Origin of the sequence: Streptomyces sp. MK7, assembly GCF_032658145.1 — a bacterium.
In the GTDB taxonomy this organism is placed as follows: Bacteria; Actinomycetota; Actinomycetes; order Streptomycetales; family Streptomycetaceae; genus Streptomyces; species Streptomyces spiralis.
In genome coordinates, this window is the sequence record NZ_JAVACL010000030.1 from 95558 (window position 1) to 109269 (window position 13712).

Annotated in this window: 12 protein-coding genes and 1 tRNA gene; 7 read left to right on the forward strand and 6 right to left on the reverse strand. The window is 72.4% G+C overall.

What is annotated here, in order from left to right:
• Positions 1-277 precede the first annotated feature (277 nt).
• The 5 genes from R2S09_RS27685 to R2S09_RS27705 all read right to left on the reverse strand — a co-directional run bounded on the left by R2S09_RS27685 (position 278) and on the right by R2S09_RS27705 (position 5009).
• A complete protein-coding gene (locus tag R2S09_RS27685; protein WP_316743945.1) occupies positions 278-883 on the reverse strand; it encodes a GPP34 family phosphoprotein in 606 nt (201 codons plus the stop codon).
• Between the two features lie 212 nt (positions 884-1095).
• Complete coding sequence (locus R2S09_RS27690; protein ID WP_316743946.1) at positions 1096-1998, reverse strand: sugar phosphate isomerase/epimerase; 903 nt, start codon at positions 1996-1998, stop codon at positions 1096-1098.
• 1 nt (position 1999) lies between these two features.
• Positions 2000-2914, reverse strand: a complete 915-nt coding sequence (locus R2S09_RS27695; protein WP_316743948.1) for an ATP-binding cassette domain-containing protein — start codon at positions 2912-2914, stop codon at positions 2000-2002.
• A 5-nt stretch (positions 2915-2919) separates the two neighbouring features.
• A complete protein-coding gene (locus tag R2S09_RS27700; RefSeq protein WP_306189055.1) occupies positions 2920-3996 on the reverse strand; it encodes an ABC transporter permease in 1077 nt (358 codons plus the stop codon).
• Positions 3996-5009 (reverse strand): sugar ABC transporter substrate-binding protein, encoded by a 1014-nt coding sequence (locus R2S09_RS27705; RefSeq protein WP_316743949.1) that lies wholly within the window; start codon positions 5007-5009, stop codon positions 3996-3998. The genes R2S09_RS27700 and R2S09_RS27705 overlap by 1 nt, the downstream gene beginning before the upstream one ends.
• Before the next feature lie 488 nt (positions 5010-5497).
• On the opposite strand from R2S09_RS27705, the gene R2S09_RS27710 reads away from it, so the two are divergent.
• The 6 genes from R2S09_RS27710 to R2S09_RS27735 all read left to right on the forward strand — a co-directional run bounded on the left by R2S09_RS27710 (position 5498) and on the right by R2S09_RS27735 (position 12849).
• Positions 5498-6376: a deoxyribose-phosphate aldolase gene (locus R2S09_RS27710; RefSeq protein ID WP_316743950.1), complete on the forward strand. Its 879-nt coding sequence runs from the start codon at positions 5498-5500 to the stop codon at positions 6374-6376.
• 94 nt (positions 6377-6470) lie between these two features.
• On the forward strand, positions 6471-7376 hold the full coding sequence (gene iolB / locus R2S09_RS27715) for a 5-deoxy-glucuronate isomerase (RefSeq protein ID WP_316743952.1): 906 nt from the start codon (positions 6471-6473) through the stop codon (positions 7374-7376).
• Positions 7376-9247, forward strand: a complete 1872-nt coding sequence (gene iolD, locus R2S09_RS27720; RefSeq protein WP_316743954.1) for a 3D-(3,5/4)-trihydroxycyclohexane-1,2-dione acylhydrolase (decyclizing) — start codon at positions 7376-7378, stop codon at positions 9245-9247. The genes iolB and iolD overlap by 1 nt, the downstream gene beginning before the upstream one ends.
• A gap of 56 nt (positions 9248-9303) precedes the next feature.
• Positions 9304-10089: a GntR family transcriptional regulator gene (locus tag R2S09_RS27725; RefSeq protein ID WP_316743955.1), complete on the forward strand. Its 786-nt coding sequence runs from the start codon at positions 9304-9306 to the stop codon at positions 10087-10089.
• 235 nt (positions 10090-10324) lie between these two features.
• Entirely contained in the window at positions 10325-11659 is a 1335-nt protein-coding gene (locus tag R2S09_RS27730) for a PP2C family protein-serine/threonine phosphatase (RefSeq protein ID WP_399144807.1), read from the forward strand.
• A 149-nt stretch (positions 11660-11808) separates the two neighbouring features.
• Positions 11809-12849 (forward strand): MASE1 domain-containing protein, encoded by a 1041-nt coding sequence (locus R2S09_RS27735; RefSeq protein WP_316743958.1) that lies wholly within the window; start codon positions 11809-11811, stop codon positions 12847-12849.
• A gap of 84 nt (positions 12850-12933) precedes the next feature.
• Here R2S09_RS27735 and R2S09_RS27740 read toward each other — a convergent pair.
• A tRNA-Pro gene (locus R2S09_RS27740) sits at positions 12934-13007 on the reverse strand.
• Between the two features lie 101 nt (positions 13008-13108).
• On the opposite strand from R2S09_RS27740, the gene R2S09_RS27745 reads away from it, so the two are divergent.
• Positions 13109-13648: a DUF309 domain-containing protein gene (locus R2S09_RS27745; RefSeq protein ID WP_306188981.1), complete on the forward strand. Its 540-nt coding sequence runs from the start codon at positions 13109-13111 to the stop codon at positions 13646-13648.
• The last annotated feature ends 64 nt before the right edge of the window (positions 13649-13712 follow it).

Consider the following 13712-nt stretch of genomic DNA (forward strand, 5'->3'; position numbering starts at 1 on the left):
CGCTCTCTCACGGATCTCTCGTCCCGATGTCCTCGGCACCCGACCCGACGTGCTCAGCATAGGAGCGGCCCTGCCCCACCGCCTGTCGGGCTCCGGCCCCATGGGCCCTGCCGTCACGTTCCCGCCTGCCTGGCGACGCCTGGCACGCGCTCCCCCACTGCCTTGACGGCGCGGGGTGACGCCCACCGGCGTTGCCGGACCGCCATGTGGCTCCGGACGTCGCCGGGCCGGCCCTTCGGGCGGACGACGGGAATGTGACGACACCCCTGGGCGTCTTCTAGGCGCCCCGCCAGACGTTCGCGAACGCGGCCTCCTCGATGGCGCGCCGCCGGCGCACGGCCTCCAGCTCCATCACCGCGTCGTGCACGGCGGCGAGCACGCCGAGGGCCGCCTCGTCGGTGACGCCCGGCTCGGCCGGCGCCGGCTCGTCGCGGATCCCGACGGCCACGGCCAGAGCGAGCAGCACCGGCTCGTCCGCCGCCCAGCGGTACATCGCCCGCCGTCGTGCCTCGGTGTCGCCGAGCACGCCGCGGCCACCGCGGAACGGCAGCCAGCGGTGCCGCTCCCACGAGACCTGTCCCTCCCGCTCCAGCGCCGTCAGGTACGCCGCCGCCAGGTCCCGCCCGCGCCGCCAGAGCCAGTCCTCCAGGGACTCGTGCGGGGCCTCGTACACCAGCGCGGAGGCGGCCTCGTCCAGCAGGGGGTCCTCGAGGTCCGGCACCGGACGCGGCACCATGCGCTCGCCGTCCAGGGCGATCGCCTCGGCGCGAAGCAGGTCGTACGCCTCGGCCCCGGCCAGCGCGAGCGAGAGGTCGCCGCGCCGCAGTGGCCGGCTGGGTGTCAGGCCCAGGGCCACGATCATCAGGTCACGCGCTGTGCTCATGAGGCTCTCCTCGTCGGAGGGCGTACCCGCCGCCACGTCCCCGGACCACCGGTGCGGACGGTGACGCTCGGCTTGCCGTACCGGCCCGACTGTAGCCGGGCGGTGCCTCGCACGACGATGCGCGGACCCCCTGGGACGACGGAGGACGGACGACGGAGGACGGGCGACGGGGCCGCGGACGACGGTCCTGTGTCCGCCTCCGCCCCGGAGGGTCACGCGCCGCAGGACCTCAGGAAGCGGCGGGTACGGGTGGCGATGGGGAGGGGTTTGTCGGGAGGGCAGGGGTACATGTCCTGTTCGACGATCGCGAACAGCTCGACGCCGAGGCGCTGCGCGGCCACCAGCACCGGCTCCAGCTCCGGTACACCGGAGGGCGGTTCGCACATCACGCCGCGCTGGACCGCCGGTCCGAACGGCACCCCGCCCGCCACCACGTCGGCCAGGATCTCCGGGTCGACCTGCTTGAGGTGCAGATAGCCGATCCGTTCGCCGTAGGTCTCGATCAGCTTGACGCTGTCGCCGCCGCAGTAGGCGTAGTGCCCGGTGTCCAGGCACAGGTTGACCAGGTCGGAATCGGTGGAGTCCAGGAAGCGTTCGACGTGCGCCTCGGTGTCGATGTGGGTGTCGGCGTGCGGATGGACGACGATGTCCAGGCCGTACGTCTCCTTGACCTCGTGGCCGAGGCGTTCCATGCCCTTGGTCAGGTGGGCCCACTGCTCGCCCGTCAGCTCGGGCGGCTCCAGGATCTCGGCGGTCTTGTCGTCCCGCCAGAAGGAGGGGATGACGACGAGATGACGCGCGCCCATGGCCTGGGTGAGGGCGGCGACCTGGCCGACGTGCTCCCACGTCGACTCCCACACCGACGGGCCGCGGTGCAGGCCGGTGAAGACCGTGCCCGCCGAGACCTTCAGCTCGCGCCGGGCCAGTTCGTCGGTGAGCCGGGCGGGGTCGGTGGGCAGATAGCCGTAGGGGCCGAGTTCGATCCAGGGGTAGCCGGCCTCGGCGACCTCGTCGAGGAAGCGCTGCCAGGGCACCTGCCGGGGGTCGTCGGGGAACCAGACGCCCCAGGAGTCGGGGGCCGAGCCGACGCGGATGCGGTCCAGCGCGGGAGCCATGTCAGGAGTTCCCTTCGGAGGTGGCCGGCAGAGGTGCGGAGAGGTCGTCCGCCTCGGGCAGTTCCTCGACGTCGACGCCGCGGACCTGGGACAGTTCGTGCTTGAGGGCGGCGAGTTCGGCGCCGCCGGCCATGTGGTTGGTCAGCTCCTCCAGGCTCACCTCGCTGCGTGCGGCGGACATCTCCAGGGTGCCCAGGCGCAGCACGCTGAAGTGGTCGCCGACCATGTAGGCGTGGTGGGGGTTGTGGGTGATGAAGATGACGCCGAGGCCGCGGTCGCGGGCGGCGGCGATGTACTTCAGGACCACGCCGGACTGCTTGACGCCGAGGGCGGCGGTGGGCTCGTCGAGGATGAGGACGCGGGCGCCGAAGTGGACGGCGCGGGCGATGGCCACGCACTGGCGCTGGCCGCCGGAGAGGGTGCCGATGGGCTGCTCCAGGTCGTCCAGGACGATGCCCATGGCGCGCAGTTCCTCGTCGGCGGTCTGCTTCATGCGGGCGATGTCCAGGCGGCGGACCGGCCAGGGGCCCTTGGTGAGTTCCGAGCCGAGGAAGAAGTTGCGCCATACCGGCATGAGCGGGACGGTCGCCAGGTCCTGGTAGACGGCGGCGATGCCCCTGGCGAGGGCCTCGCGGGGGGTGGTGAAGCGCACCGGCTCCCCGTCGACCAGGAACTCTCCCTCGGTGTGCTGGTGCAGTCCGGAGATGATCTTGATCAGGGTGGACTTGCCGGCACCGTTGTCGCCGAGCACACAGGTCACCCGGCCGGAGTGGACGGCGAGGTCGACGCCGTGCAGGGCGCGGATGTTGCCGTAGGACTTGCCGGCGCCCCGGAGTTCGGCCAGGGGCCCGCCGCCCTCGGGCGGGGTGTCCTTCAGGACGGCTCCGTGGGTGGCTGTTGTCTTGTCGGTGGTCATGTCGGTCACCTCCGGGTCGCCGTGCGCCGGACCCACAGATTGATCAGTACGGCGCCGAGCAGCATCACGCCGAGGAAGGCCTTGAACCAGTCGGGGTTCCAGCCGGCGTAGACGATGCCCTGGTTGACCATGCCGAACATGAACGCGCCGAAGACCGGGCCGATCGCCGAGCCGTAGCCGCCGGTCAGCAGGCAGCCGCCGATCACCGCGGCGGCGATGTAGATCAGTTCGTTTCCGACACCCTCGCCCGACTGCACGGTGTTGAAGGAGAACAGCTGGTGCATGCCGACGAACCAGGCCCCGAAGCCGACCAGCATGAACAGCGAGATCTTGGTGAACGTCACCGGGACGCCGACGGCTCGGGCGCTGTCCTTGTTGCCGCCGACGGCGAAGATCCAGTTGCCGTACTTGGTGCGCAGCAGCACCCAGGTGGCGAGCGCCGCGAAGACCAGCCACCACACCACGGTGATCTTCACCTGGACCCCGCCGACGTCGAAGGAGGAGGCGAAGACGGCCTTGGCCTGGCCGAAGCCGTCCATGTCGCTGATGTCGTCGGTGGCCACGTTCCCGGTGACCAGTTTGGTGACGGCCAGGTTGACGCCCTGGAGGATCAGGAAGGTGCCGAGGGTGACCAGGAAGCTCGGCAGCCCGGTCTTCACCAGCATCCAGCCGTTGAACGCGCCGATGGCCAGGGAGAGGACGAGGGCGACGATCACGCCGGTCCACACGTTCATGGTGAGCTGGTAGCTGAGCATGCTCGCGGTCAGCGCCGAGGTGATCACGGCGACACCCGCGGACAGGTCGAACTCGCCGCCGATCATCAGCAGGGCCACGGGCAGGGCCATGATGCCGATGGTGGACGACTGGTAGAGGATCGTCGCCATCGAACCGCCCTGGCGGACCGAGGGCGCGGCGGCCAGGAAGAAGACGAGGACGGCGACGGCGCCGAGGAAGACACCGACCTCGGGGCGGGCCAGCAGCCGCAGGACCGGTGAGCGCCGGACCGTACGGCCGTCGGTCTGCTTGCCGCCGGGAGCCGGCGGTGTGCCCACCGCCGGCACGGCCTGCTGGGACATGTCGATCACCTGGTGCCCTTCGCGGCGAACTCGGCGACCTTGTCGACGTTGGCCTTGTCGACGAAGGCGGGGCCGGTCAGCACCGGCTGCACACCGCCGCCGCTGTAGTTGCCGTTGTTCTTGTACAGCCACAGGGAGTCGACCGCGAGGTAGCCCTGGAGGTAGGGCTGCTGGTCGACGGCGAACTGGATGTCGCCCTTCTTGATGGCGCCGGTCAGTTCCTTGTTGAGGTCGAAGGTCGCGATCTTCGCCTTGCTGCCCGCGTCGCCCACCGACTGCACCGCGGTCAGGGCGAACGGGGCGCCCAGGGTGACGACGTAGTCGATGCCCCTGTCCTGCTTCAGCTTGGCGGTGATGGTGGACTTCACGGACGGCATGTCGGTGCCGTTGACGTACAGGATCTCGGTGGTGCCCTTGAACGTCTTCTTCACGCCGTCGCAGCGCTGGGTCAGTCCGATGTTGCCCTGCTCCTGGATCACGCAGACGGCCTTCTTGGCGCCGACCTCGTTCAGCTTGTTGCCGAACGCCTCGCCCGCCACGGTCTCGTCCTGCCCGAAGAACTCCATCAGCCCGAGCTTCTTCCAGTCGCTCAGGCCCGAGTTGAGGCCGACCACGGGTATGCCGGCGCCGACCGCCTTGCCGACGACGCTCTTGAGCGCGTCCGGCTTGGCGAGGGTGACCGCGATGCCGTCGACCTTCTGGTCGATGGCGTTCTGTACGTAGTTGGCCTGGTTGCCGGCGTTGGGGTCGGCGGAGTAGACGAGCTTGATGTTGTCCTTGGCGGCGGCGGCCTCCGCGCCCTTGCGGACGATGTCCCAGAACGTGTCGCCGGGCGCCTGGTGCGTGACCAGCGCGACCGTCATCCGGGGCGTGGTGGCCTTGCCCGCGGAGGCGGCGCCCCCGCCCTCCGTGGCCTTCTTTCCGCCCGAGCCGCTGGAGCAGCCGGCGAGGGTCAGGGCCGCCGCCGCGGCGACGGCCACGACGGGGAGGAGTCTGCGGGAGCGAGAAGAGCGGTCCATCTTTCCGGCACCTCACTGTGCGACGAGGGGAAAGGGGGGATCGGGAGGATCCGGGGCACCGGAGCCGGGGGGACCGGTTCCGGAATGTGGCCGAGCGCCTGCCGCCTGGGCGGCACGGCCGGCCGGCTGTTCGGCTGGTGTGTTGGGACGGGATCCAATCCCCTGCCGCGCCCTCTGTCAATAACTTTGTCAAGACATCCTTTCACGCTCAGGTCCGAATGTAAGTACAAACTATTGACAGTGAGGCCCCGCGGGTCCTACACCTGGGAGGCGGCAGGCCCCGGGACCCGGAGCCGGTCGCGTCCGCCCCGCCCGCCCCGTCCCCGTAACCGATCACGATCGGCCGCATCGAAGTCGATCTCTACCCGCCACGCTCCGGCGTACCCCTGTCGGGGGCGGAGACGTCCGCCCGGTCGGTGCGGCGCCCTGCCGCCCTGCCCGGCGCCGACGGCCTCCCGCGCGAGCCACATCCTGAACGGAGCCATCACTTGAGCGTCAGCATCCCCGACCTCACCGCGGTCAGAGCCCGGCACCCCGAGGCCGTCGCCGAGGCCGCCGCCCGCCGGGTGCGGCGACCGCTGTTCGGCGACAGCGGGCGGCTGATGATCGTGGCCGCCGACCATCCCGCGCGCGGCGCGCTCGCCGTGGGCGACCGCCGGCTCGCCATGGCCAACCGCGCCGATCTGCTCCGGCGCCTGTGCGTGGCACTGTCCCGGCCCGGCGTCGACGGGGTGCTCGCCACCGCCGACATACTGGAGGACCTGCTGCTCCTCGGGGTGCTCGACAACAAGGTGGTCATGGGCTCCATGAACCGCGGCGGCCTGGCGGGCGCGTCCTTCGAGATGGACGACCGCTTCACCGGCCACCGCCCCCGCGACATCGCGCGGCTCCGCTTCGACGCGGGCAAACTGCTGCTGCGCATCGACTACGACGATCCCGGCTCGCTGGCCACCCTGGAGTCCACGGCCCGCGTCATCGACGAGATGGCCGGGCTGCGCCTTCCGGTGTTCGTCGAGCCGTTCATCTCCCGGCGCGCCGGCGGCAGGGTCCGCAACGACCTGTCGGCCGAGGCCGTCACCCGCTCCATCGCCATCGCCTCGGGCCTGGGCGGCACCTCCGCCTACACCTGGCTGAAGCTGCCGGTCACCGAGGACCCGGACGACATGGCCGAGGTCCTACAGACCTCGACACTGCCCGCCGTACTGCTCGGCGGGGAGGTCGGCGACGACCAGGAGGGCGCCTACGAGCGCTGGCGCAAGGCCCTGAGGCTGCCCACCGTGCAGGGCATGGTCGTCGGCCGCTCCCTTCTGTACCCGGCGGACGGCAGGGTGGAGGACGCGGTCGACACGGCGGTGGGCCTGCTGTGACCGAAGCCCGTCGCGAGCCCGTGGCGAGCCGTGACCGGCACCGTCGTGACCGAGCCCCCGCCGGTCCCGTCGTGACAAGGAGGCAACGCACCGCATGACCAGCCCGACCAGCCCCCACCACCTCCCCGCGGGCAAGGCCGCCGACGGCCCCTACGCCGTCCACGTCACCCCCGAGTCCGCCGGCTGGGGATACTCCGGCCTGCGTGTCCTGGAGCTCGCACCCGGCGGCTCGCACACCTTCGACACCGGCGAGAGCGAGTGGATCGTGCTGCCGCTGAGCGGCGGCTGCACGGTCGACTGCGCCGACGACATCGGCCACGACACGTTCGAACTCACCGGCCGCGCCGATGTGTTCAGCGGCGTCAGCGACTTCGCCTACGTCCCGCGGGACGCCCGTACGACCGTCACCTCCGCCGGCGGCGGACGGTTCGCGCTGACCGGCGCCCACTGCACCCGCCGCCTGCCCGCCCGCCACGCACCGGCCTCCGGGGTGCCGGTGGAGCTGCGCGGCACCGGCAACTGCTCCCGGCAGGTCAACAACTTCGCGGCCGCCGGGGTCTTCGACTGCGACCGGCTGATCGCCGTGGAGGTGATCACCCCCGGCGGCAACTGGTCCTCCTTCCCGCCGCACAAACACGACGAGCACCGGCCGGGCGAGGAGTCGGTCCTGGAGGAGATCTACTACTTCGAGTTCGCCGCCCACGGCACCACGCCCGGCCTCGGCTACCAGCGGGTCTCGCCGTCCGGTCCGGGCCACGACACGGACGTCCTGGCCGAGGTGCGCGACGGCGACGCCGTTCTGATCCCCGACGGCTGGCACGGGCCGTCCATGGCCGTGCCCGGCCACCACATGTACTACCTCAACGTCATGGCGGGCCCCGACGACGAACGCGCCTGGCTGATCCGCGACCACCCGGACCACGCCTGGATCCGCTCCACCTGGCCCGAGCAGCCCGTCGACCCCCGTCTCCCCCTCTACACGGCACCGGAGAGGTCCTGATGAGCACCCCCACCCACCGTCTGACGACCGCCCAGGCCCTGGTGCGGTTCCTCGCCGTCCAGTACACCGAGCGGGACGGGGTACGACAGCGGCTGATCGCCGGCACCTGGGGCATCTTCGGCCACGGCAACGTGGCGGGCATCGGCCAGGCACTGGTCGAACACGCGGACGTCATGCCGTACCACCAGGGCCGCAACGAGCAGGCGATGGTGCACGCGGCGGTCGGATACGCCCGTCACCGGGGCCGGCTGTCCACGCAGGCGGTCACCACGTCCATCGGCCCCGGTGCCACCAACCTCGTCACGGGCGCCGCGCTGGCCACGATCAACCGCCTGCCGGTGCTGCTGCTGCCCGGCGACTACTTCGCCGCGCACCCCGCCGACCCGCTGCTCCAGCAGCTGGAGCACCCCGTCGAGGCGGACGTGTCGGTCAACGACACCCTGCGCCCGGTGTCCCGCTACTTCGACCGGATCACCCGGCCGGAGGCCTTGATCGCCTCCGCGCTGAACGCGATGCGGGTCCTCACCGACCCCGCCGAGACGGGCGCGGTCACGCTCGCGCTTCCGCAGGACGTGCAGGCGGAGGCCTTCGACTGGCCCGGGGAGTTCTTCGCCGAGCGGGTGTGGCGGGTACGGCGGCCCGCTCCCGACCCGGCCGAACTCGCCGCCGCGGCGGACGCGATCAGGTCCGCGTCCCGCCCGCTGATCGTCGCCGGGGGCGGCGTCCACCACAGCGCGGCCGAGGACGCGCTGAGGGCGCTGGCGGACGCCACCGGCATCCCGGTCGCCTCCACCCAGGCCGGCAAGGGCTCGCTGCGCCACGACCATCCGGCCGACGCCGGCGGCATCGGGCACACCGGCACCGCGGTGGCCGACCACCTCGCGCGCACCGCCGACCTGGTCGTCGGCGTCGGCACCCGGCACACCGACTTCACCACCGCCTCCGGCACCCTCTTCCAGAACCCCGGCGTCCGCTTCGTCAACCTCAACATCACCGCGTTCGACGCCCACAAGCTGGCGGCCACCACACTCGTCTGCGACGCCCGCGCGGGCCTGACCGCGCTCACCGAGGCGCTCGCCGGGCACCGCGTCGACGCCGCCTACGAGGCCGAGTACCGCGCGGGGAAGGAGCGCTGGGGGCGGGTGGTGGAGGCGGCGCTCCGCTCGGACGACGACAGCGCCGTACCGACCCAGACCCAGGTGCTGGGCGCGCTGGACACGGTGGTCGGCGACGAGGACGTGGTGATCAACGCGGCCGGTTCGCTCCCGGGCGACCTGCACAAACTGTGGCGGGCCCGCTCCCCGCGCCAGTACCACCTGGAGTACGGCTACTCCTGCATGGGCTACGAGATCCCCGCCGCCGTCGGCGTGCAGCAGGCCGCGCCGGACACACCGGTGTGGGCGCTTGTCGGCGACGGCACGTATCTGATGATGCCGACGGAGATCGTCACCGCCGTCCAGGAGGGCCTGCCGGTCAACGTGGTCCTGGTCCAGAACCACGGATACGCCTCGATCGGCGGCCTGTCGGAGTCGGTGGGCGCCGAACGCTTCGGCACCGCCTACCGCCACCGCGCCGCCGACGGCTCCTTCACCGGCGCCCCGCTCCCGGTCGACCTCGCCGCCAACGCCGGCAGCCTCGGCATGGACGTGCTGCGCGCCAAGACGGTCGGCGAGCTGCGCGAGGCACTGCGCGCGGCCCGCGCCTCCGACCGCCCGACCTGCGTGTACGTCGAGACCGACCCGGCCCCGACCGCGCCTCCGGCCGAGGCCTGGTGGGACGTGCCGGTGGCCGAGGTGGCCGGCCGCGAGCCCGCCGTCCTGGCCCGCGAACGCTACGACCGCGAGGCGGCGCGGCGCCGCCGCCACCTGTGACGGAGCGACGGCCACAGGCCGATCCGACGCCGACCCGACCCGAAGGGGGTGCCACCGTGGCGACGACCGGTGACCGTGGCCGTGGCGCGACCGGCTCCACGCTCGATGACCTGGACTTCGTCCTGGACCGGTCCAGTCCGGTGCCGCTGTACCACCAGTTCGCCCAGCAGCTGGAGGCGGCGATCGAGCGGGGGACCCTGACTCCGGGGAACCTCCTGGGCAACGAGGTCGACCTGTCCGCGCGGCTCGGCCTGTCCCGCCCCACGGTCCGCCAGGCCATCCAGTCCCTGGTCGACAAGGGCCTGCTGGTCCGGCGGCGCGGTGTGGGCACCCAGGTGGTGCACAGCCAGGTCAAGCGCCCCCTGGAACTCAGCAGCCTCTACGACGACCTGGAGACGGCCGGGCAGGTTCCCACGACACGGGTGCTGCGCAACGAGTCGGTGCCCGCCGGTGCCGACGTCGCCGCCGCCCTCGGCCTGCCCGAGGGCGGCGAGGTCGCGGTGCTGGAGCGGCTGCGGTTCACGTACGGCCGGCCGGTGGCGTTCCTGTGCAACTTCCTGCCCCCGGACCTGCTCGAACTCGACACCGCCCGGCTGGAGTCGACGGGCCTGTACCGCATGATGCGCGCGGCGGGCATCACCCTGCACAGCGCCCGCCAGACCGTCGGCGCCCGCGCGGCCACCCCCGAGGAGGCCGCCCGCCTGGACGAGCAGGAGGGCGCGGCCCTGCTCACCATGCGCCGCACGGCCTACGCCGACACCGGCCGACCCGTCGAGTACGGCACCCACGTGTACCGGGCCTCGTGCTACGCCTTCGACTTCCGGCTGCTGGTACGGCCCTGAGCACGGACCGCGCCGTCACGGCGGGACATCCGGGCTGCGGAGACGGGCGCCGGCTGCGGAGACGGGCGCCGATGCCACAATCGAAGAGAGGGCAGCCGCTAGGGGCGTAGGAGGTTGCGATGTACCGCTCATGTGAGGGCGGGCGGAGCCCTCGTGACCGGAGAGCGGACCCGGCGACGTGGCCGGTCACGCCGACTCGGTCGCACCGCGCGCAACCGGACACCGGGCGCTCGTGATGGTGGCCGGAAAGGAAGGGCGACGGCCGAGGCCTGCGCACGTGCCCGACCTGCACCTGCGACTGCGTTCCGAGCTGGGCCGGATCGACGAGCAGCTGCGCGCCCTGCTGTCCTCCATGGACCGGCTGCAGGGCCTGCTGGAGGCGGTGGTGGCCATCAGCCGCGAGGTGGAGCTGCCCGCGGTGCTGCACCGTATCGTGACCACCGCCATGGACCTGGTCGGCGCCCGCTACGGCGCCCTGGGCGTCCTCGACGAGTCCGGCGAACGCCTGGAGGAGTTCGTCACGGCCGGTCTGTCCGAGCAGGAACGCGATGCCCTGGCCGGGGTGGGACTGCCTCGTGGACTGGGTGTCCTCGGGCATCTGATCCGCTGCCCCCAGCCCCTGCGGCTCGCCGACATCCGGGCCCATCCGTCCTCCGCCGGGTTCCCGACGGGCCACCCGCGTCTGCACACTCTGCTCGGCGTCGCGATCAGCGTCCGCGGCGAGATCTACGGCGACCTCTACCTCTCCGAGCGGGACGACGGGCAGCCGTTCGACCTGCACGACGAGAACGTGGTCATCGCCCTGGCCGGCGCCGCCGGCATCGCGATCGAGCGCGTTCGCCTGTTCGAGCGGATCCGCGTCGGAGCCGAGCAGTTCCAGCGACTGCTGCTGCCCACACTGCCCGACCTGTGGCCCTTCACCGCCGCGGCCATCTACCGGCCCGCCGCCGAGCCCAGTCAGCTCGGCGGGGACTGGTACGACGCCATTCCCCTGCCGGGCAACGTGGTGGTGGTCGTCATCGGCGACGTGGTCGGCCACGACCTTCAGGCCGCGGCCGCCATGGCCGCCACCCGCAACATGCTGCGCGCTCTGGTGCTCGACCGGAGCCGGCCGCCCGGCGCGGTCCTCACCCAGCTCGACCGGAGCCTGGAGACCATCGCGAACAACCGCGTCACGACCACCGCCCTGGCCCGCATCGAGCCGGAGGGACCGGGGTGGCGGCTCTGCTGGAGCACCGCCGGTCACGTCCCGCCCCTGCTGCTCACCCCCGAACGCCGAGCGGTCTACCTGCTCGGCGAGCCCGGACTGCCGCTCGGCGTCGACACCGGACTGCCCCGCCCGGACCACTCCCGCTTCCTGCCTCCGGACGCCACCGTGGTCTTCTTCACCGACGGGCTGATCGAGAATCCCGGCCACCCCATCGACAGGAGTCTGGAGGAGCTCGCCGATCTCGCCGTGGCGCACGCCGCCCTGCCCCTCACGGACCTCGTGCGGGTTCTGGCCGATCACCACCCCAGCGACGGTCACGACGACATGGCCATCCTCGCCCTGCGCACCCCGCACGCCTGAGCACCGGCCCCTGGCTCCCTGCCGACGCCGGGCCGGAGCCCCCTCCGCGCGGGTGCCGGTCCGGCGCTCGATGCGCGACGGTGCCGTGGAGGATCCAGGGGATCCGGCGGATGATGGGTCACGGGGCGATGTGACACGGAGGTCGCCCGATGTCTGTCGCGCGGCGTGAACAGCTCCGGCGCGGTGGCATGACCGTCCTGGAGATCTGTGCCGTCGCCGCGCTGTATCTCGGTTCGGCCAAGCTGGGACTGCTCCAGCAGCTGGTGCGGGGCCAGGTCACCCCGCTGTGGCCGCCCAGCGGCATCGCACTGGCGAGCCTGCTCCTGCGCGGCCCGCGGGTCTGGCCCGGGATCGCGCTGGGCGCGTTCCTGGTCAACGTCTCGCTGGGACCGTCGCTCCCGGCCGTGCTCGCGATCACGGCGGGAAACACCCTGGCGCCCCTCTGCTCCTATGCGCTGCTCCGCCGTACGGGGTTCCGGGCGGAGCTGGACCGGCTGTGGGACGCGCTGGCACTGATCTTCCTCGGTGCGTTCACCGGGATGCTGGTCAGCGCGACCACGGGCAGCGGGGCCCTGGCCCTGGCCGGTGTGCTGAGCACCGCCGACTTCTGGCCGACGTGGTCGGTCTGGTGGACCGGCGACGCGATGGGCGTGCTGGTGGTCACGCCGGTCCTGCTCGTGCTCCGCTCGGCACGCCTGCCGAGGGGCGTGCCGCCGTCCCGGTGGGGGGAGGCGCTGCTGCTTCTGGCGGCCACGATCGGCGTCGGTTTCCTCGAGGCCGGCAACACGCCGCTGTTGTTCCTCGGCTTCCCGCTGCTGATCTGGGCCGCCTTCCGCTTCCAGCTGGCCGGGACCGCGCCCTGCGCGCTGGCCGTGTCCACCTTCGCGATCGTCGCCGCTACCGAGAGATCAGGCCCGTTCGCCGGTCACGACCTGCTCACCGACATGATCGCGCTACAGGCGTTCAACGGCTCCACCGCGCTGACCGCACTGCTGCTCGGCACGGTCGTCGGCGAGCGGAACCAGGCCCAGCGCGAGATCGCGCGAGCCTGCGGGCAGCTCGCCGAGATGGCGGCCAAGATCGCGACCGGCGACCACAGGCCCACGTTCCCCGACGGCGAGGGCGAGGACGGGGAGGGCGCGAAGGACGCGAAGGAAGCACATCCCGGACGGGCTCCGGGACGGGCGTGACCGGATCAGGCCGCCCGCTCGCCGACATGCGAAAGGGCCGTCCCGGATGACTCCGAAACGACCCTGAGACGCGACTCTCGCGAGTCGGGACGACAGGATTTGAACCTGCGACCCCTTGACCCCCAGTCAAGTGCGCTACCAAGCTGCGCCACGTCCCGTCGCGCTGACCCACGGTGACCCGCGTGATCGCGCGAACGTCACTTTACCGCACGTCGGGGGCCGTGCCGAAGAGGGCACGGGTTCGGGGGAGAATCGGCGTATGAGCGACACCTCCTCCTCCGGCCGGACCGCCGACGCGCGGGACCGGGACAGTGCGGGGCGGGCACGCAACGCCCGGCCGCGGGACGGGCTGGGACGGCCCCTGCCCTACGGCGCCGGCGGCGTGCCGCGGCAGCCCGAGGGAGTCGTGCGCACTCCGGAGGAGACGGTCGCCGAGGCGCAGGCGCTGCTGGACGAGGGCAAGCCGTTCCACGCGCACGAGGTCTTCGAGGACGCCTGGAAGTCCGGACCCGAGGAGGAGCGCGCCCTGTGGCGGGGGCTGGCCCAGCTGGCGGTCGGGCTCACTCACGCCGCCCGCGGCAATGCCACCGGCGGCGCCCGGCTGCTGCGGCGCGGGGCCGGCGCGGTGGAGGAGTGGGTGACGGGCACCGGCGTGCGCGAACCCCACGGCATGGACGCGGCCGGGCTCGCCGGCTGGGCACGGGAGTTGGCGGACGCCGTGGAGAACGCCGTGGAGAGCGGGTCGGCGGGGACCGTGGACGCGGCGCGGCACGCACCTCGGCTGCGCGGCGGGGCCTGAGCGAGGGGGCGAGGTGCGCCGGCGCCGGGCGCCGTAGCGCTGGGTGCGGCACCGCTGCACGCGT